This window comes from Catenulispora pinisilvae, assembly GCF_015356865.1.
Classification (GTDB): Bacteria; Actinomycetota; Actinomycetes; order Streptomycetales; family Catenulisporaceae; genus Catenulispora; species Catenulispora pinisilvae.
In genome coordinates, this window is the sequence record NZ_JAAFZA010000120.1 from 13,171 (window position 1) to 30,876 (window position 17,706).

The following is a 17,706-nucleotide window of genomic DNA, read 5'->3' on the forward strand; positions in this document are numbered from 1 at the left end:
GAACTCGGTTGCGCACGCTCGGCGCCGGCGGCATCGGGGAAATCCCGGCCGGCACGGAGTCAGTCGGGACCGAGTCAGCCGAGACCGAGTCCACCGTGACCGAGTCTGCCGTCGCGGAGTCAGCCGTCACGGACTCAGACCGCTTTTATCCGCCGCCGGCGGGCCAACTCGTCCACGATCTCCGGGGACGTGGCATCGGCACCGGAACCGTTGCCGGGGCCGCTCGCCGTCGCGGACCCCGTCACGGTTCCCGCGACCGCTCCCGGGGCGCCGGGGAGGTCGCCTTCGCCGACTCCGGGGAACTGCCGCAGTGTGCCCTCGACCTCGCGGCACACCGCGTCCACGGCGATCCCGAACACTCCCTGGCCGCCCTGGACCAGATCGAAGACCTCGGTCGGGGACGTGCACTCGTAGACGCTGGCGCCGTCACTCATCAGGGTGACGCCGGCCAGGTCCGCCTCGCCCCGGGCCCGCAGGTAGCCGACCGCGATCCGGATGTTCTGCAGCGAGACCCCGGTGTCCAGCAGCCGCTTGACGATCTTCAGCGCGAGGATGTCGCGGAAGCCGTACAGCCGCTGCGACCCGGAGCCCGAGGCGGACCGGATCGACGGCTCGACCAGGCCGGTCCGGGCCCAGTAGTCCAGCTGGCGGTAGGTGATGCCGGCGGCGGCGCAGGCCGTCGGCCCGCGGTAGCCGGCCGGCTGGGCCGGCTGTCCCGGCGCGGGGGCGGCCGGCAGGTCGCCCGGTCCGACCGCGCGCGGGAATCCGCTCCCGCCCGCAGCACTCGTCCCGGTCATGTGCTTGGCCTTCCGCTTGAAGAGCCCCAGTGAGGGAACCCACGCCGATCCGTCTTGTCGGGAAAGATCCTTCGCCCGGTACCTTGACGTCGATCAGTCTCCGCAAACCCCTTTCGGGGTCCTCGATCGGCGCTCCGGTCCGTTTCCAGCCGGCATACGCCGTCCGGGCCACGGTCTCGGCCACCCCTCCAATTGTGTTCGCCTCTAGCTGCCTTCGACCGTATGCGTGGCACCGGGTACCGGTCAACGACATCGGCCGGGAGGCATCGGGCGTGTCTTCGCGAATCGGACTATCCGACCTTCGCGGTGCGCGGGTCTGAGCGCCCCGACGCCCCGCGTCGGCGGGCGCGCCCTTGAGCGCCCGTCGGCACGTGGGCCCCTGGACCCACCGGCCGCGCTCAGGCGCCGAAGTCCTCCGGCGAGACCTGATCCAGGAACTCGCGGAAGCGCTCGACTTCCACCTCGTCCTCCTGCTCGTCCGGGATCAGGATGCTGCTCTCGGCGAGCACTTCCTCGGCCCCGTAGATGGTCGCCCCGGTGCGCAGCGCCAGCGCGATGGCGTCCGAGGGGCGCGCGCTGACCTGCAGGCCGCCGTCGAAGACCAGCTCGGCGTAGAACACCATGTCGCGCATCGCGGTGATGCGGACCTCCAGCAGCTGTCTGCCGAAGGCCGCGAGCACGTCCCGGAACAGGTCGTGCGTCAACGGGCGCGGGGGCGTCACGCCCTGCTGGGCCAGCGCGATGGCCGAGGCCTCGTTGGCCCCGATCCAGATCGGCAGATACCGCTCGCCGGTGACCTCGCGCAGCAGGACGATCGTCTGGTTGGACGGCATCTCGACGCGGACGCCGACGACGTCGAGTTCGTTCACGTTCTCCACCCTATCGCGCTGCGGGCCCGCCGGGCATGCCGGGGTTCCGGGAAGATGCCCGGGATGCCGGTGCGGAAGGGGCCGGTGAGGTGTCGGCGGGGGCCGACGGGGCATGATCCGGCGATGCCGCCGGGGGTGCGGCCGGAGCTGCGGCCGGCAGGAGCCGCCGGGTCCGGACGGCCGCAGGCGGCTGCGCGGATGGAGCCTGCTGAGCAGCCGGATACGGCTGGGCGGCCTGGGTGCCAGCCGGGGTTCCCGGAGCCGCCTGGGTTCCCGGAGCCGGCTGAGCTGCCGGGGCGGTGTCGGCGGCCAGTTCGGCCCGCAGCAGCGCCCCGTAGAGCTTCACGACGGCCGCCGAAGCCTCCGCCGTGCGAGTCGCCGCCCGGGTGGCCGCCGCCTGCCGTGCGGTGCCGGTGACGCCGTCGTGGCGGCGGGCCGGGAGCAGGGTGCCGAGCAGCCCGGCGGTGTTGCGCGCGCCGGTCATCAGCGAACGCAGATGCCGGGGTTCGAGCCCGTATTCGGCCAGCGCCGAGGCCGAGCGCGCGATGAACACGGCGTCGCCGCCGTAGTCCCGGACGTTCGGCAGCAGGCCGTAGGCGACCAGATCGGCGAGGAAGGACTCGGACACGCCCGCGGTCCGAGCCAGCGCCTCGGGCCCCAGGTGCAGCTCGCCGACGTCGGCCCGGGCCGTCAGGTAGAACTCCGGATCGGCGACGGTGGCGGCGCGGCCGCGCGGTTGGGGAAGCGGCGGCAGCGGAGGGGTCAGGGTGGCCGCCGGTGGCAGGGCTTGATGATCGGTGTCAGCCGCTGTCGGCAGACCCGCGCCGGGCTCGACCTCGACCTCGGGATCCGGCTCGGCGCCGTCCTCAGCGCTGTCCTCGGCCCCGGCCGTCAGCGCGGCCACTATGGCGTCGGCGTCCCCGAGGCTCACCCGCGGCCCGTCGGCCGCCAGGTGTTGCCGGATCACCTTCAGCGGCAGGTACTGGTCGCGCTGGGCGGCCAGCACCCAGCGCAGCTTCTCGACGTCCTCCTCGGTGAAGCGCCGGTAGCCCGCCGGGGTCCGCCCGGGGCTGATCAGCCCGCCGCTCTCCAGGTACCGGATCTTGGACACGGTCAGGTCCGGGAAGTCCGCGGCCAGCCGGCCGATGACTTCGCCGATGGTGAGCGCCTCGCCGGACATGCCGGACACCTGCCTCTCCTGCCGGCCCCCCAGCTTGACCGCTTGCCGGTCCGGCCGCGGCGTGCGCGGCCGCCCGGCTCCTCGCCGGTCGGCTCAGCCCGCGTGGAACACCAGGCGGTACTTGCCGACCTGCACCTCGTCGCCGTCGCGCAGCAGCGCCTCCTGGATCAGGTTGCGATCCACGTAGGTGCCGTTGAGGCTCCCGACGTCGCGCACCAGGAAGCCCTGCGCGGTGCGGGCGAACTCGGCGTGCCGGCGGGAGACGGTGACGTCGTCCAGGAAGATGTCGCTGTCCGGGCTGCGCCCGACCGTGGTGACGTCGGCGTCCAGCAGGAACCTGCTGCCGGCGTTCGGGCCGCGGCGCACCACCAGCAGGGCCGAGCCGGCCGGCAGGGCGGCCAGCGCCTCGCGGTCGGCCGGGCCCAGGCCCACCTGCTCGGTCTCCTCCCCGACCACGCCCGCCGTCTCGGCGGCCACCTCCGCGCTGACCAGCGACATCGTCGAGGTCCGCTCCGCCGCCCCCTCGGGCACCAAGGGGTCACCCGGCAGCGGGGACTCGGCCAAGGCGGTGCCGCAGTGCGAGCAGAAGCGGCTCCCCGCTTGGTTGGCGTTCCCGCACCTGGTGCAGAACGGCATGTCGTGGGCCTCCCGGAGTATTCCTGTGGCGGTTGTGGCTGCCGCCTTGCGTTGGTCGCAACTTATGGGGCGCCTCTTGTCGAGGTCAACCGGAACGCGCCGAGACGGCACGAGTTTCGCCCGTGCCCCGGTGTGCGCATCCCTCCAGATTACTGCGTCTCAGTGCTCGAATGGCCTGCCGGAACAGCGTCCGGAAACACGTCAGGTCCGGGACGGTGGGCACCGGTCCCGGACCTGGGCCCGGCCGTCGGCCGGGCCGGAGGACTCAGCCCTCCAGAGTGGCCTGATAGCCCTTGGCATCCAGCAGCGCCTCCACCTCGGAGGCGTCGTCGGGCTCGACGTCGAAGATCCAGCCCTCGCCGTAGGGGTCGGAGTTCACCAGCTCCGGCGAGGCGTCCAGCTCGCCGTTCACGGCCGTGACGGTGCCGGTCAGCGGGGCGTACAGGTCGCTGACACTCTTGGTCGACTCCAGCTCGCCGCAGGGCTCGCCGGCGGTGATCTTCGCCCCGACCTCCGGCAGCTGCACGAAGACGATGTCGCCCAACTGCTCCTGGGCATAGTCGGTGATCCCGACGCGGACGCTGTCGGAGTCGCCGGCGCGGACCCACTCGTGCTCGGCGGTGTACTTCAGCTCTTCGGGGGTCATCGGCTTCTTTGCCGCCCTTTCCTCACACGGGTTCGACGGCGCGGCGGCCGCCACGGGCCGGTGGGCCCGCGGTCATATTCTGGACCATGCTCGGGCCCGGAGCGCACCGGCCCCGATCAGTTGGCCTTGGCGTACTGCGGGTCGGGCTGCGGCACCACCGCGTCGATCAGCACCTGCCCGGAGGCGATCGTGGCGTTCGCCCCCTGCGTGGACTTCACGTTCGCCACCACGCCGCCGGGGATCTGCATGGCCGGCCCGAGCGTGTTCGGGTCGCCGATCACCTTGTAGACATAGGGCTGGGTCAGCTCGTGCCCGTCCAGCGCGATCCCGCCGTCCGCGGTGTCGACGAAGGACGAGGAGACGACCACCCGCACGTCGTTCACCTGGATCACCTCGGCCCCGGCGGCCCGCAGCTCCTCCAGCGCGTTGAGCAAGGTCGCCGACTTCATCTGCCCCTGCGGATCGGTGATGGTCATGGTGATGCCCGAGCCCTTGGCCTTGACCGTCCCGGCCAGGATCTGCAGGTCCTTCGCCTTCTGCTGGGCCTGCGTCAACGCCGCCTGAGCCTTGTCCGTGCTGTCCTGGATCGTCGCGTTCTGCGTCTCCAGATTCCGCAGCTCCGCATCCAGGCTCTGCCCGCGCGAGGTCACCTCGTCGAGGATGTTGACCAGGTCGTCGGCGCGCGCCCCGCGCAGAATCTCGTCGGAGGTGTTGGTCGCATGGACCTGAATCGCCACCGCCGCGCCGAGCGCCGCCAGCAGCACGCCCACCACGGCCTGGTTGCGCGAGAGGCGCGGGGGCCAGAAGGCGGCGATGAGGCGGCGACGGCCCAGGGAGACGGAGGGAGGCTTGGGAGCGCCGGGCTTGGCGGCGGTGGGGCCGGAGGCTGCTGCCGCGCCTGCGGCCGCCGCACCGGCACCGGCACCGCCACTGGCAGCGGCCGAGCGCGCCTCGGGCCCCGGGTGGCGCTTGGCCGCGTGGTCCGGGGCGTGGTCGGACGGCGGACGGCGCCTGGGACCGGGCTCGGCGGAGGCGTGGGCACTGTGCGGCTGCCCCGGGCCACGCCGCGGGTCCTGGCCGGGCCCGGGGCGGCGCGGAGGCTGGCCGCCGGGCATGGGACGGCGGCGGGGCGGCTCGCCCCCGGCGTCGGCGGGCGAACGGCGGCGCAGCGGCGGCTCGGGCTCATCCGCGCCGGACGGCTTGTCGGCCAGATCCTCCGGCAGCAGGCTTCGAAGATCGACCGTCTCGGCGAGATCGCGCGCGCCAGGCTTTTCTCCGGCAGCCTTGTCCGGGACCAGACCAGCGAGGTCCACGGTCTCAGCGGATTCCGGGGCGCGACGCTTCTCACCCTCCGCGCGCTCACCAGCCGCTTCATCGGGGCCGGTCGCCTCGACGGCATCATCCGGGAGCAAGCCGCCAAGATTTACCGTCTCGCCAAGCTCCGGACCGGACTTCTCAGCACCGGACTTCTCGGCACCGGACTTCTCGGCACCGGGCTTCTCGATGCCGGGCTTCTCAGCCTCATCAGGCGTGTCCGGCAGATCAGCAAGATCCACCGTCTCGCCGGACTCCGGCTCCGGACCGGTCTTCTCTTCCTCAGCGTGCTCGGCTTCAGAGCGCTCGGCCCCAGGGCCCTCCGCCTCAGCGTCGTCCGCCTCAGCAGGCCCCTGAGCCTCTGGCTCATCACCCTCGTCACCCTCGTCACCAGCCTCGGCCGAGTCCTCGTCTGAGCCCTCGTCCGCCAAGCTCTCAAGACTCACCGTCTCGTCGAGCTCCGGCTCGGTCCGGTCGCCCTCAGGCTCGCCGCTCTCGTCCGCGCTACCCGGCCGCGTCTGCACTCCGCACTCCTTCTCAGGCGTGGAAGATGTGGCGGCGGATGGCCGCGGCGTTGGAGAAGATGCGGATGCCCAGCACCACCACCACGCCGGTGGTCAGCTGGGATCCGACGCCGAGCTGGTCGCCGAGGTAGACGATCAGCGCGGCCACCAGGACGTTGGAGACGAAGGAGACCACGAACACCTTGTCGTCGAAGATCCCGTCCAGCAGGGCGCGCACGCCGCCGAACACCGCGTCCAGCGCCGCCACCACCGCGATCGGCAGGTAGGGGGCCAGGCCCTCGGGCACCGTGGGGTGGAAGACCACCCCCGCGATCACGCCGATCACCAGTCCGATCGCCGCGATCACGACGCCCTCCAAGTCATCTCGGTCATGCCGGTCTCAGTCATCGAGAATTGCTGGGGCCACCGTACCGAACCCCCGGCCGTGCTCAAGGCACCGGCACTCATCACGTCCGCGCCGGGCACACGGCCGCGCGCACCGCCGCCCACAGAACCCGCCCTCACTGCGCCGGCACCGCGTCGGTCAGCGACAGCTGCGTGGCCGCCGGCAGGCTCAGCTTGCTCTTGGTGTTCGTGTCGAACTGGATCCCGTACTGCGACTTCAGCTCGAACAGGTACCGGCCGTCCGCGCCGTCGGCGAACTTCGCGGCCATCGACTTCGGGTCGCCGATCGCCTGGATCGTGTACGGCGAGGACAGCGGCCGGAAGTCCACCATGATCGCCGAGCCCGCGGTGCGGATCGCGGACAGCGAGGTGAGCCGCTGGCCGTTGATCGCCACCGCCTCGGCCCCGGCCGCCCACAGCCCGTTGGCCGCGTGCTGAAGGTCCAGGTCCAGCACCCGGCTCTCGTTGTTGCTCTGCTGCCGGGGGTCGCTGCTGCTCGGGCCGTCGGCGCCGGCCGCGTCGCCGAGCACGATCTGCAGCCCGGGCCCGGTCACCGGCGAGGCGCCGGTGACCACCGACATCGCGGTGAACGCCTTGCCCTGCTCCGGTCCCAGCGCCTCGGCCTGCGCGGCCTGCAACTGGCCGCGGACCGTGGAGATCATGGCCTCGTCGGCCGAGTTCTTGCGCTCGGCGTCCTGCACCCGGGAGATCAGCTGCTGCCGCTCCTTCTCCGCGGCCGGCGCCTGCTGGTGGGTCTGGATCGCCGCGATGACCAGAACCAGCGCCAGCGCCGCGACCCCGACCAGCACGGTCGGCGAGAAGCGCTTGGTCCAGTGGCTGGTGCCGCCGCCTTCCCCGCGGGCCTCGCGGCGCGCGGCGGTCTCGGCGTACCCGGGGTCCAGCGTGTCGTTGAGCAGGCTGGTCAGCAGCGACATCGAGGCGTCGCGGCGCGCGGCGGTCCGGGTGTCGGGCGGCGTGGGCATGGAGGCCATCTTGACACGCTCGGGCCGGTGCGGGCGCCTCAGCGTCCGGAGCCGCGGGTGATCTGCTGGGCCTGCACGAAGTACATCCCGCCGGCCAGCAGATACAGCGCGGTCCCCCAGCCGACGAACGCCCAGCCGAAGATGTTGGCGATGTCCGTCAGGTGGTTGGGCTTCTCGCCGAGTTGGCCGAGCAGCAGCAGCGGGAAGGCGTAGAGCAGGTTGAAGGTCGCGGCCTTGCCCAGGAAGTGCACCGGCAGCGCCACGCCGTAGCCGGCCCGGCGCAGTTTCGGCGTGATCAGCACCAGCATCGCCACGTCCCGGCCGACCAGCACGATCGGCAGCCACAGCGGGATGATCTGCCGCATCGTCAGCGCGACCAGGGTGGCCAGGATGTACAGCCGGTCGGCCAGCGGGTCGATCATCGCGCCGAACTTGGTCATCTGGTTCCAGCGCCGGGCCAGCTTGCCGTCCAGCCAGTCGGAGAACCCGGACAGGGCCAGGATGACCAGGGCCCAGACGTCGTACTTCGGGCCGCCGTAGTAGGGCGAGAGGACTAGGGCCAGGAACAGCGGCACGCCGGCCAGCCGGGCCAGGCTGATCAGGTTCGGGATGGTGAGGATGCGGTTGGAGACCGGGAGTTCTTCCTGGTCCTCGCCGTAGTACTCCTCGGAGTAATCGCCGTCGTCGTACCCGTCATCGTGGTAGCCCTCGTCGTGGTACGACCCGTCGTCCTCGTACGGCCCGTCCTGGAACTCGCCGTCGTAGTCGTTGATGTTGACGGTGGCGTCCTCGTCCGGGGAACCGTAGCCGTACTCGTCGTAGGCATCGTGCTCAGGACGGCCGTACCCGTCGTCGTAGTCGCCCGCCCTGCCTCGATTCACACACAGAACGATAGGCGATCTCGGGACCGGCCAGGTCGGCGGCACACGCCCGGGAGGGTTGTACCAAGAAACGGCAAAGTCTGGTTCAAGAAGTACTCCATGATCATCAACTCAGCGTGTCCAAGCGGTAGCCTCTGAGATGCAGGACCGGCCGACCCACCGCACCAGCCCGCACGGTGTCGCCGAGTACGAAACCGCTCCACCCGCGCCCTGTCTCCCTCTCCCCCCAGGTGATCCGGCAGCGCGGGTGGAGCGCTCCGTCTGGCCCCCCCGCCACAACCGAACACCCCCTTGCCGGACTCCGCACCCCCCCCGCACAGGAGTCCGCCGCAGACCTTGAGCGCACGTCAGGGCCCTGCTTCGCGCTGCGCCGCACCCGGATCACCCCGGGTGACGGCGCCCTCGGCGTGTCCACCTGCTTATACCGGCAGTCCGCCGAACGCGACATCCGTAAATCTACGTACACAGATCTACAGCGAAGACCTGCTGTCGTAGTGCCCATTCCGTGAATATGATGGGCTTGAACAAGTCCATTCCACTCGACACGCAACATGAGCGCTGTCACCGCGTTGGCGGGAACGCGGCAAGGGGAATGGCACCAACACGCAAGGGGGGAAGACCCGCTGTGTCAGAACACACATCTGCACACACCACCGAGCACGAGGACGAAGACGACCAGGAACTGGTCCCGGCCTCCGGTGGATCACTCGCCGGCCGCGGCCATCGCCCGGTCCGTTACCGGCCCTCCACGGGCTACCTGCCGTGGCTGCTCACGATGTGCGACCGTGAGCTCGCCCGGCACATGACGCGCCTGCTCGCCGAACTCGACCTCACCGAGGCCCAGTACGGCGTCCTGCAGGCGCTGGTCCATCTGCGCCGCGCCTCCTCGGCGACGCTGGCCCGTTCGGTCTCGGTGACACCGCAGGCCATGGTCGGGCTGGTGGCCGCACTGGAGCGCAAGGGCTACATCACCCGCGAGTTCGGCCGCGGGGCCGGCCGCGTCATCGACGCGGAGGTCACCGCCCGGGGCAAGGAGGCCTACGAGGCCGCCAAGCGCCGGGTGCGGGCCCTGGACCGCTCGCTGCGCCGTTCCTACACCGACGAGGAGTTCGACCAGCTTGTCGGGCTGCTGGAACGACTCCCCGGGGTGCTCGGCCGGCTCGACGACCAGCGCGGCAGCCGCCGCCGGGCCGACGACTAGACCGGCCGCGGGCAGGCTCTGAACGGCGCGGGACGCACAGCGCCACCGCATAACCGTGCGAAAGTAGCCACCTTCTCTTCACCGGCCCTGTCGAACCGCCCTGCCAAACCGCACATCGGACGGCAGGTCAGGCGGCGCTAGACCGGGGCACCACTGAACCACCGCGGGCCGACGTTCCCGGGGCGGCAAATCTGATATACCGTCAGATCCATGACTGACGGCATACCTGCCGCTCCGGGAACCGAAGGATGGTTCCAGGACGGGCCGGACGGCTTCGCCCTGCTCGCCGGCCGCTGCACGTCGTGTGGCGCCCTGAGTTTCCCCCCACGGACCATTCCCGGCTGCCCGGACCCGGACTGCGAGGGCCTGGAGCAAAGCCCTGAGCCGCTGTCCACGAACGGGACTCTGTGGTCTTACACCGACGCCCGCTACGCCCCCCCGCCGCCGTACCCGCGGCCACCGGACGCCGAGTTCTCCCCCTACGCGCTGGCCGCCGTCGAGCTGACCGCCGAGCGGATGATCATCCTGGGCCAGGTCGCCCCGGACGTCCCGGACGAGGCACTGCGGGTCGGAATGATCATGGAATTGGCCCCCGGGACCCTTGTTTCCTCTACGGGCGTTGAGGAAAGGGTCTGGAACTGGCGTCCGGCAGACCATTCCGAGGACTCTGGCGCGGATGTTGAGGCATACGGCGCATACTCCTCAGCCGCCGAGGAGGCGAGCGCATGAGCCGGACCGACTCCGTCGCCGTGGCCGGCGTCGGGATGCACCCCTGGGGAGCCTGGGGCAAACCGTTCGTCGAATACGGACTGGTCGCGGCCCGCGCCGCCCTGGCCGACGCCGGGGTCGGCTGGCGTGACGTGCAGCTGGTGGTGGGCGGCGAGACCATCCGCAACGGCTACCCCGGCTTCGTCGCCGGCTCGGCGCTCTCACAAGCCCTGGGCTGGCAGGGCGCACCGGTCGCGAGCTGCTACGCGGCCTGCGCCACCGGGGCGCAGGCGCTGGCCACGGCCCGCGCGCACATCCTGGCCGGGCTCGCGGACGTGGTGCTGGTGGTCGGCGCGGACACCACGCCCAAGGGCTTCTTCGCCCCGGTCGGCGGCGACCGCCCCGACGACCCGGACTGGCTGCGCTTCCGCCTGCTCGGAGCGACGAACCCGGCGTACTTCGGCCTGTACGCGCGGCGCCGGATGGCATTGCGCGGGTCGACCGAGGTTGACTTCGCGGCGGTGAAAGTAAAGAACGCCCGCGCGGGTTCTCTGAATCCGAACGCGCGCTTCCGCGCGGAGGTGGATACCGAAACCGTCCTGAAGTCACCGATGGTGAGCGATCCATTGCGCTTGTTGCAGATCTGCGCGACGAGCGACGGCGCCGCGGCAGTTGTTCTGACATCCGAGGAATACGCCCGCCGGCTGAACAAGGACGCGGTCCGCATCCGCGCCATTTCCGCGCCGACACCGACCTATCCGAGAACTGTTCCAGATTTCCCGTATCTCGCCTCGGACTCGTTGGCCGCCGCGGCACCGGCGGCGCGCAGCTTCCGCGAGTCGCTGGCGCACGCGGCGTACGAGGCGGCGGGCCTGGGCCCGCGGGACCTGGACCTCGCCGAGGTCTACGACCTGACCACCGCGATGGAGCTGGACTGGTACGAGGAGATCGGCCTGTGCGCCCCGGGCGAGGCCGAGAAACTGCTCCACGACGGCGCGACCGCCCTCGGCGGCCGGATCCCGGTCAACCCCAGCGGCGGCCTGAGCTCCTTCGGCGAGGCGATCCCGGCCCAGGCCATCGCGCAGGTCTGCGAACTGACGTGGCAGCTGCGCGGCGCGGCCGGCGCCCGGCAGGTAGCCGGGGCCCGGGTCGGGGTCGCGGTGAACCAGGGGTTGTTCGGGCACGGGTCGGCGATCGTGGTGGGGCGGGCTTAGAGCGGCGCCATGCCCATGAGTCGCGCAGCTCGCAGCGTGATTCGCGCATCGGGACGTAGCCGGGACGCAGTCAGGACGCAGTCAGCCGGCGGCTCGCGGTCGCCCCTTTGCGCCTGGCGCTCGCGGTCAGCGGCGGCGACAGATCAGATGTCTGATACCGTCGCCGCCGCTTCGGGCCGCCTACGCCCCCGACGGCTGCCCGAGCCCTTCGGCGAAGAAGCTCTGCGCCAGCGCGGCGAACGCGGGCCGCTGCAGGATGTCCATCAGCATCGCGTGCGTAACCACCGGCGTGCCGATACCCGCGGCGGAGTCGGGCGTCTCCCCGGGCCGGATCGCGCCATCGGTGAGATCCGCGTGGCACTGCCCGCCGGGAGCCGAGCAGGGGATGTCGACATACCGCGGGTTGTAGTGGCTACCGAAGGTCATCAGATAAGTGTGCCCGTCCTTGGACCGCACGATCACCTGATACCCGGGGAGACCGCCGGGCCCGGAGACCTCCGCCACCAGTGAACCGCCGAACGGCACCGATTCGCAGGGCGTCGCCCCCCGGCAGCTCACGTGCGGTCCCTCGGCCACCAGGGAGGCGGAGACGACGACCAGGCCCTGCGCTGTCTGGATGTCGAACCCCGACCAACTTTGGGAGCCGGTGTCCGCCTTTTCCTTGCGGGCTGCCGCCCAATCGTCGATGACCTGAGGCTGGGGTCGGCCATAAAGAGACGGGGCAGACGCGTTCTGTGTGCCGACCCGGGTCGCGAAACCCTTCGTGATCTGCGCCCAGCCCGGGTCGAGATCGCCGCTGATCGTGCTCCCGGGGAACACGGCCTGCCACAGCGCCTCGGCTCGGCGGCAGTCGGCCTGCGCCTTGGCCAGGTTGTAGCCCGTCTCCGGCACGAAATTGGTGACACAGTCCTCGACCCGGCCGCCGCTGCTCCCCGCCGCCGACGTCGAACCCTGCGACGGCGCCGAGCTGTGCTGTCCCGGCGGCGCCGTGTTGTTGGTGGTCAGCCACGACCCCGGCGTGGTGCCCGATCCTCCCGAGCCGCCGCCGGCCACCGCCAACGCCACGCTCGCGACGCCCACCAGCGCCACCGACGCCCCGGCCCCGATCACTCCGTTGCGCCACCGCCGATACCGTCGGTAGCCGGCCATCGCGGCCGGTGCCAGATCGTCCGGCGGCACCGACACCCCGCCCTCGTCGAACATCATGCCGAGCAGGTCGCGCGCCGTCTCGCCCGACAACTCTTCCGTGTTCTTCATCGCTGCCCGCCCTCCCGCGTGTACTCGAAGTCGGCGAGGGAATCGCCCAGCAGCTCCCTGAGCTTGGCCAGGGCCCGCGACGAATGGCTCTTCACGTTGCCGGTCGAGCACCCGAGCGCGGCGGCCGTGTCCTCGATGCTGAAGTCCGCCCAGAACCGCAGCACCACCACGGCCCGGCCGCGCGGCGGCAGCGCCGCCAGCCCGGCCAGCAGCGCCAGCCGCAGGTCGGGCTGGTCCTCTCGGGCGAAAGGCGAGGTCGTCACCGCGACCGCCGCCTGTGCCGCACGTTCCCGGCTCCGCTTGCGCCGCCCGCCGAGGAAGGCGTTGATGAGCGTCTTCTGCGCGTAGGCGTCGATGGAGTCGGCCCGCTTGGCCCGATGCCACGCCTTGCACAGGTTCAGCAGCGCGGTCTGGGTGAGGTCCTGCGCCTCATGCCAGTCCCCGCACAGCAGGAACGCCGTGCGTTTCAAATGGCTCTGCCGAGCCGCCGCGTAGTCGGCGAACTCCTCCAGCCGTTCCTGCTCACCCATAGGCCCCTCCCGATTCCCGTTAGTCGAGACACATGAGTGGCCGGGAATCGGAAAGGTTGCGTCGCCGCGTCAGATGCCGCGTCGGATGCCGCGTGAGATGCCGCGCCGGATCAGGTCGCAGACTCCTGAACCCGCGCCACCAGCTCCGCCAACTCGGCGAGCGGCATGCTCCCCGGCGCCCGGCCGGTGGCCGCGAACCGCGAGCTCAGCCGCTGCATCAGCTCGTTGACCGGGGTGGGGATGCCGTGGGTGCGGCCGATGAGGGCGATCTCCCCGGACAGGTAGTCCGTCTCGATCGACCCCGTGCCGCGGGCCAGGCTCTGCCAGCTGGACCCGCCGCCGCGCGGCGTGCCGGGGATCTCGGCGTAGCGCATGCGGTCGCCCTGGACGGCGCGGCGCTCAGCGGTACCGACGAAGGGGATGCCGGCGGCGTTCAGTGCCTGGATGCCCTCCTCGCTCGCGGCGTCCACCAGGCGCTCGGCCAGCTCCTCGTCGGCGGTGAGGTCGCTGACGGCCTCGAAGGCGTTGCCCAGGTTGCTCAGCAGCTTGCCGTACTTCCAGCGCATCACGTCATCGACCACCGGGGCGTCGAACCGGCTCTCGCCGAGGTCGTGGCCGATCTGCTTGATGACGTCGTCGACGCCGTCCGGGTAGCGGCCGACGGTGAGGATGCCGGACTGCGGCGTGCAGTGCGCCGCCACCAGGCCCGGCTCCAGGTGCAGCGAGGGCAGCCAGACGCAGAGCCCGTAGACGTGCGCGAACAGGCGCAGCGCCGTGCGCTCGTTCTCCACGCCGTTCTGCGCGCAGACCACGGGCAGCAGCTGCGAGGCGGTGCCGCCGCCGGCCACCGACACCGGCGCCCACTCGTTCAGCACGCCCGCGGTGTCCTGCGACTTCACGCAGAGCACGAGGACGTCGTCCGGCCGCAGCTCGCCGAGCTCCTTCGGCCCGGCCACCGCCGGGACCGGCAGTCGCAGGTCGGCCTCCGGGGTGAGCAGCCGCAGCCCGTCGCGCCGCAGCGCCTCCAGGTGAGCGCCGCGAGCGACCAGGACCACGTCGTGCCCGGCCTCGGCCAGGCGTCCACCGATGGTGCCGCCGACCGCGCCGGCGCCGATGATGATGTAGCGCATCCTTCGGACTCTAGCGGTCGTGACCGGGTTGTGAAGACTCGAAAGAGTTTTCGTGAACGACGGATTTTGCGATCTTGTGTCCAAGGGGCCTACTGACAACGTTCTCGATACGTGTTTGACTCCGCTTGTGAGCCAGACCGCACCGTCTACCGCCGTGCCCGATCCCTATGCGGACCGGCCCTGGCTGCGGTTCTACGCAGCGGGTGTGCCCACCGACGTGACCGTCCCCGACGTCCCGGTGACCCGGCTGCTGGACGACGCGGCCGCCGCCTACGGGGACCGGGCCGCCCTGGTGTTCTTCGGCCGCAAGACCTCCTACAAGCAGCTGCGCCGCGACGCCGACCGGCTGGCCGGCGCGCTCCGGGCGCTCGGCGTGGGCAAGGGCGACCGCGTAGCCCTGGTGTTGCCGAACTGTCCCGCGGCGATCACGGCGTTCTTCGCAATCACCCGTCTGGGTGCGGTGATGGTCGCGTGCAACCCCCTCTACACCGACTCCGAACTGCGGCACCAGCTCACCGACTCGGGCGCGAAGGTGGCGATCGTCTTCGACGGCGCCTACGCCACGCTGGACGCCGCCCGGCCCGGCACCGCGGTGGAGCACGTGATCTCGGTGTGTCTGGCCGACTTCCTGCCGGCGTTCAAACGCAAGCTGCTGGACCTGCCGCTGGGCGCGGCGCGGGAGAAGCGGGAGCGGCTGATCACACCGCTGCCGCCCGGGGCACGCGCCGTCCCCTATACAGAGTTGATGGAGACCTCCCCGGGCCCGGTCGAGCAGGAGTTCGTGGAGCCCTCAGAGGACCTGGCCGTCCTGCAGTACACCGGCGGCACCACCGGGCGGCCGAAGGGCGCCATGCTCACCCACCGGAACCTGGTCGCCAACGCGCACCAGGTGCAGGCCTGGGACCAGGGCGTCAAGGTGGGGCGGGAGTCGGTGTTGTGCGTGCTGCCGCTGTTCCACGTCTACGGGCTGATGCTGTGCGTGGTCACCGGCGTGCTGCTGGCCGGGACGCTGGTACTGCTGCCGACCTTCGACCCGGAGCTGGTGCTGGACGCGATCAAGCACGAGCGGCCGACCGTGTTCCCGGGCGTGCCGCCGATCTACTCCAAGCTGCTGGAGCACCCGAAGATAGGCAAGTACGACCTGCGCTCCATCCGCACCTGCATCTCCGGCGCGATGCGGCTGCCGGTGGAGACCATCGACGCCTTCCAGGCCGCGACCGGCGGCCGGCTGGCCGAGGGCTACGGCATGACCGAGTCCTCCCCGGTGACGCTGGCCAACCCGCTGAACGCCAACTCCCGGCCCGGCACCATCGGCCTGCCGCTGCCGAACACCCACGTGAAGATCGTCGACGAGTTCCGCCAGGACCGCGTGCTCCCGATCGGCGCGGCCGGGGAGCTGGTGGTCTTCGGCCCGCAGCTGTTCAAGGGCTACTGGAACCAGCAGGACGAGACCAGCCTGGCGCTGCGCAACGGCTGGCTCTACACCGGCGACATCGGGGTGATGTCGCCGGACGGGTACGTGACGCTGATCGACCGCAAACGTGACGTGGTGATCGCCTCCGGGTTCTCGATCTACCCCTCGGAGATCGAGGACGTGCTGCGCGAACACCCGGCGGTCTACGACGCGGCGGTGATCGGCGTCCCGGACCCCTACCGGGGCGAGACGGTGAAGGCGGTCATCCAGCTCGCCGAGGGGATGTCGGCCACCGCCGCGGAGCTGGACGTATTCGCCCACCAGCACCTGGCGCCGTACAAGGTCCCCAAGCTGATCGCGTTCCGCGACGACCTGCCGCGCAACATGATCGGCAAGGTGCTGCGGCGGGTGCTGCGCGAGGAGCACGCGGCGGAGCATCCCGAGGTCGGGGACGAGGGGCCGGGGCAGGATCCGTTCGCGGATTACAGGCGGTAGGGGCGCTGGCGGGTTCGGGCGGTGACTGGCGGCAGTTCGAGCAATGAAACCCATGAGCGCACAACGGCCCCGGTATGAAATTCTCACGGCATGCTCGGTACTGTCGATCTGCCGACCTTCGTGGTCGGCGCACTGCTCATAGTGCTGCTGCCCGGTCCGAACTCGCTGTACGTGCTGACAGTCGGCGCGCGCAAGGGAGTCCGCACCGGCTACCGCGCCGCCTGCGGCGTGTTCCTCGGCGACGCGGTGCTGCTGACACTGACCGCCGCCGGCGCGGCGTCGATGCTGAAGCGCTCACCCGCGACGTTCGACGTCGTGAAGTTCCTCGGCGCCGGCTACCTGGCCTGGCTCGGCTTCGGGATGCTGCGCACCGCGGTGAAGGCCTGGCGCGAGCGGCGCGACACCTCGGCCGCGACGTCCGGCGACGCGACGGAGGCGACGGCGATGGCCGAGGCGGTCCAGGCCGCCGAGCGCCCGTTCAGCCGCGCCCTGGTGGTCAGTCTGCTGAACCCCAAGGCGATCCTGTTCGACCTGGCCTTCCTGACCCAGTTCGTCAGCCCGCACGCGACCTACCCGACCGAGGCCTTCGCACTGCTGTCGACGATCGTGATGCTGTTCTCGGCGGCGTACCTGAGCGTACTGATCTTCACCGGCAACCGACTGGCCACCGCCTTCCGCCGCCGCCGACGCCTGGCCGCAGCCGGAACCGGCGGCATCGGCTCACTGTTCCTGGGCTTCGCGTTCAAGCTGGCAACCGCCTCCCTAGGCGCCTAGTGCTGCTCTTCGAACCCGCAGGCCCCCCACGCGCCGCCGTGGTGCTGTTCCACGGCGGCGGCCTGCGGCACGGATCACCGGAGGAGCTCACACCGCACTGCACAGCGCTGGCCGCCGAGGGGATCCTCGCGGCGGCGGCGGGCTACCGACTGCTGGGCCAGGGCGCCGACCACATCGGCGACTGCCTGGCCGACGTCCGCACCGAGATGGCGAAGTTCCAAGCGGAGTTCCACAACCTGGCCGCACCGACCCTGCCCCTGGCAACCGGCGGCAGCTCAGCCGGCGGCCACCTCGCCCTCCTCGCCACCCTGACCGGGCCGCACTCGGGCTTCGACACTCTGGTCCTGTTCAACCCGATCGTGGACGCGACCCTCGTCGCCCCCGAGGCGCTGACCCGCGCACTCGAGCCCGGCACCACGGCCGAGTCGATCTCGCCGCTGCACCTACTCCGCCCCGGGAGCCCGCGCACCGCCCTGTTCAGCGGCACAGCCGACACCATCGCGCCGATCGAGAGCCTGCGCGCTTTCCGGGACGCGATGCTGGGGGCGGGCGATGTCTGCGAGCTGACGGAGTTCGAGGGTGCCGAACATGCCTTCCACTATCAGGAGCCTTGCTTCGGGCAGGTGGTCGCTGGGACGGCGGGCTTCCTTACGCGCGGTCGGTGACTAGTAGTTGGTGACTGGTAGTTGGTAACAGCTAGTTGGTGACAGCTAGTTCTAGTTCTATGGGCCATTCAGGCTCGGGCTCTGGGCTCGGGGCTCTTCTTGGG

The 17,706-nt window shown here is 71.0% G+C and carries 18 protein-coding genes; 6 read left to right on the top strand and 12 right to left on the bottom strand.

What is annotated here, in order from left to right; translation table 11 throughout:
* Nucleotides 1-134: 134 nt before the first annotated feature.
* The 9 genes from IZR01_RS28540 to clsA form a co-directional block, all read right to left on the bottom strand.
* The gene (locus IZR01_RS28540) at nucleotides 135-797 is read right to left on the bottom strand and encodes a MerR family transcriptional regulator (RefSeq protein WP_194925649.1); all 663 of its coding nucleotides are present in this window, start codon (nucleotides 795-797) and stop codon (nucleotides 135-137) included.
* Nucleotides 798-1,195: 398 nt separating this feature from the next.
* Nucleotides 1,196-1,666, bottom strand: a complete 471-nt coding sequence (locus IZR01_RS28545) for a bifunctional nuclease family protein (protein WP_194897217.1) — start codon at nucleotides 1,664-1,666, stop codon at nucleotides 1,196-1,198.
* Between the two features lie 10 nt (nucleotides 1,667-1,676).
* The gene (locus IZR01_RS28550; protein WP_194897231.1) at nucleotides 1,677-2,846 is read right to left on the bottom strand and encodes a MerR family transcriptional regulator; all 1,170 of its coding nucleotides are present in this window, start codon (nucleotides 2,844-2,846) and stop codon (nucleotides 1,677-1,679) included.
* Nucleotides 2,847-2,939: 93 nt separating this feature from the next.
* The gene (locus IZR01_RS53535; RefSeq protein ID WP_194897216.1) at nucleotides 2,940-3,482 is read right to left on the bottom strand and encodes a zinc-ribbon and FHA domain-containing protein; all 543 of its coding nucleotides are present in this window, start codon (nucleotides 3,480-3,482) and stop codon (nucleotides 2,940-2,942) included.
* 265 nt (nucleotides 3,483-3,747) lie between these two features.
* On the bottom strand, nucleotides 3,748-4,128 hold the full coding sequence (gene gcvH, locus IZR01_RS28560) for a glycine cleavage system protein GcvH (RefSeq protein ID WP_194925650.1): 381 nt from the start codon (nucleotides 4,126-4,128) through the stop codon (nucleotides 3,748-3,750).
* 116 nt (nucleotides 4,129-4,244) lie between these two features.
* Nucleotides 4,245-5,966: a DUF881 domain-containing protein gene (locus IZR01_RS53540; RefSeq protein ID WP_194925651.1), complete on the bottom strand. Its 1,722-nt coding sequence runs from the start codon at nucleotides 5,964-5,966 to the stop codon at nucleotides 4,245-4,247.
* A 13-nt stretch (nucleotides 5,967-5,979) separates the two neighbouring features.
* On the bottom strand, nucleotides 5,980-6,312 hold the full coding sequence (locus IZR01_RS28570) for a small basic family protein (RefSeq protein ID WP_194897213.1): 333 nt from the start codon (nucleotides 6,310-6,312) through the stop codon (nucleotides 5,980-5,982).
* A 154-nt stretch (nucleotides 6,313-6,466) separates the two neighbouring features.
* Entirely contained in the window at nucleotides 6,467-7,333 is an 867-nt protein-coding gene (locus IZR01_RS28575) for a DUF881 domain-containing protein (protein ID WP_194897212.1), read from the bottom strand.
* A 38-nt stretch (nucleotides 7,334-7,371) separates the two neighbouring features.
* The gene (gene clsA, locus IZR01_RS28580; RefSeq protein WP_194925657.1) at nucleotides 7,372-7,953 is read right to left on the bottom strand and encodes a cardiolipin synthase ClsA; all 582 of its coding nucleotides are present in this window, start codon (nucleotides 7,951-7,953) and stop codon (nucleotides 7,372-7,374) included.
* Nucleotides 7,954-8,839: 886 nt separating this feature from the next.
* On the opposite strand from clsA, the gene IZR01_RS28585 reads away from it, so the two are divergent.
* The 3 genes from IZR01_RS28585 to IZR01_RS28595 all read left to right on the top strand — a co-directional run bounded on the left by IZR01_RS28585 (nucleotide 8,840) and on the right by IZR01_RS28595 (nucleotide 11,337).
* A complete protein-coding gene (locus IZR01_RS28585; protein ID WP_194898882.1) occupies nucleotides 8,840-9,415 on the top strand; it encodes a MarR family winged helix-turn-helix transcriptional regulator in 576 nt (191 codons plus the stop codon).
* A 210-nt stretch (nucleotides 9,416-9,625) separates the two neighbouring features.
* Nucleotides 9,626-10,144 carry a Zn-ribbon domain-containing OB-fold protein gene (locus IZR01_RS28590; protein WP_194898881.1) on the top strand — a complete coding sequence of 173 codons (519 nt, stop codon included), beginning with the start codon at nucleotides 9,626-9,628 and terminating at the stop codon, nucleotides 10,142-10,144.
* The gene (locus IZR01_RS28595) at nucleotides 10,141-11,337 is read left to right on the top strand and encodes a lipid-transfer protein (RefSeq protein WP_194925652.1); all 1,197 of its coding nucleotides are present in this window, start codon (nucleotides 10,141-10,143) and stop codon (nucleotides 11,335-11,337) included. The genes IZR01_RS28590 and IZR01_RS28595 overlap by 4 nt, the downstream gene beginning before the upstream one ends.
* Nucleotides 11,338-11,517: 180 nt before the next feature.
* Here IZR01_RS28595 and IZR01_RS28600 read toward each other — a convergent pair whose 3' ends face one another.
* From IZR01_RS28600 to IZR01_RS28610, 3 genes are all read right to left on the bottom strand, one after another.
* Nucleotides 11,518-12,594 (bottom strand): hypothetical protein, encoded by a 1,077-nt coding sequence (locus IZR01_RS28600; RefSeq protein WP_194925653.1) that lies wholly within the window; start codon nucleotides 12,592-12,594, stop codon nucleotides 11,518-11,520.
* Nucleotides 12,591-13,124 carry a SigE family RNA polymerase sigma factor gene (locus IZR01_RS28605; RefSeq protein ID WP_194898878.1) on the bottom strand — a complete coding sequence of 178 codons (534 nt, stop codon included), beginning with the start codon at nucleotides 13,122-13,124 and terminating at the stop codon, nucleotides 12,591-12,593. Before IZR01_RS28605 ends, IZR01_RS28600 begins: the two co-directional genes overlap by 4 nt.
* A gap of 110 nt (nucleotides 13,125-13,234) precedes the next feature.
* Nucleotides 13,235-14,254: a ketopantoate reductase family protein gene (locus IZR01_RS28610; protein ID WP_194925654.1), complete on the bottom strand. Its 1,020-nt coding sequence runs from the start codon at nucleotides 14,252-14,254 to the stop codon at nucleotides 13,235-13,237.
* A gap of 127 nt (nucleotides 14,255-14,381) precedes the next feature.
* Here IZR01_RS28610 and IZR01_RS28615 point away from each other — a divergent pair, with 127 nt between their 5' ends.
* The 3 genes from IZR01_RS28615 to IZR01_RS28625 all read left to right on the top strand — a co-directional run bounded on the left by IZR01_RS28615 (nucleotide 14,382) and on the right by IZR01_RS28625 (nucleotide 17,602).
* Nucleotides 14,382-16,163, top strand: a complete 1,782-nt coding sequence (locus tag IZR01_RS28615) for an AMP-binding protein (RefSeq protein WP_323747119.1) — start codon at nucleotides 14,382-14,384, stop codon at nucleotides 16,161-16,163.
* A 90-nt stretch (nucleotides 16,164-16,253) separates the two neighbouring features.
* Nucleotides 16,254-16,937: a leucine efflux protein LeuE gene (gene leuE, locus IZR01_RS28620; RefSeq protein WP_194925655.1), complete on the top strand. Its 684-nt coding sequence runs from the start codon at nucleotides 16,254-16,256 to the stop codon at nucleotides 16,935-16,937.
* Nucleotides 16,937-17,602: an alpha/beta hydrolase gene (locus IZR01_RS28625; RefSeq protein WP_194925656.1), complete on the top strand. Its 666-nt coding sequence runs from the start codon at nucleotides 16,937-16,939 to the stop codon at nucleotides 17,600-17,602. The genes leuE and IZR01_RS28625 overlap by 1 nt, the downstream gene beginning before the upstream one ends.
* Nucleotides 17,603-17,706 lie beyond the last annotated feature (104 nt).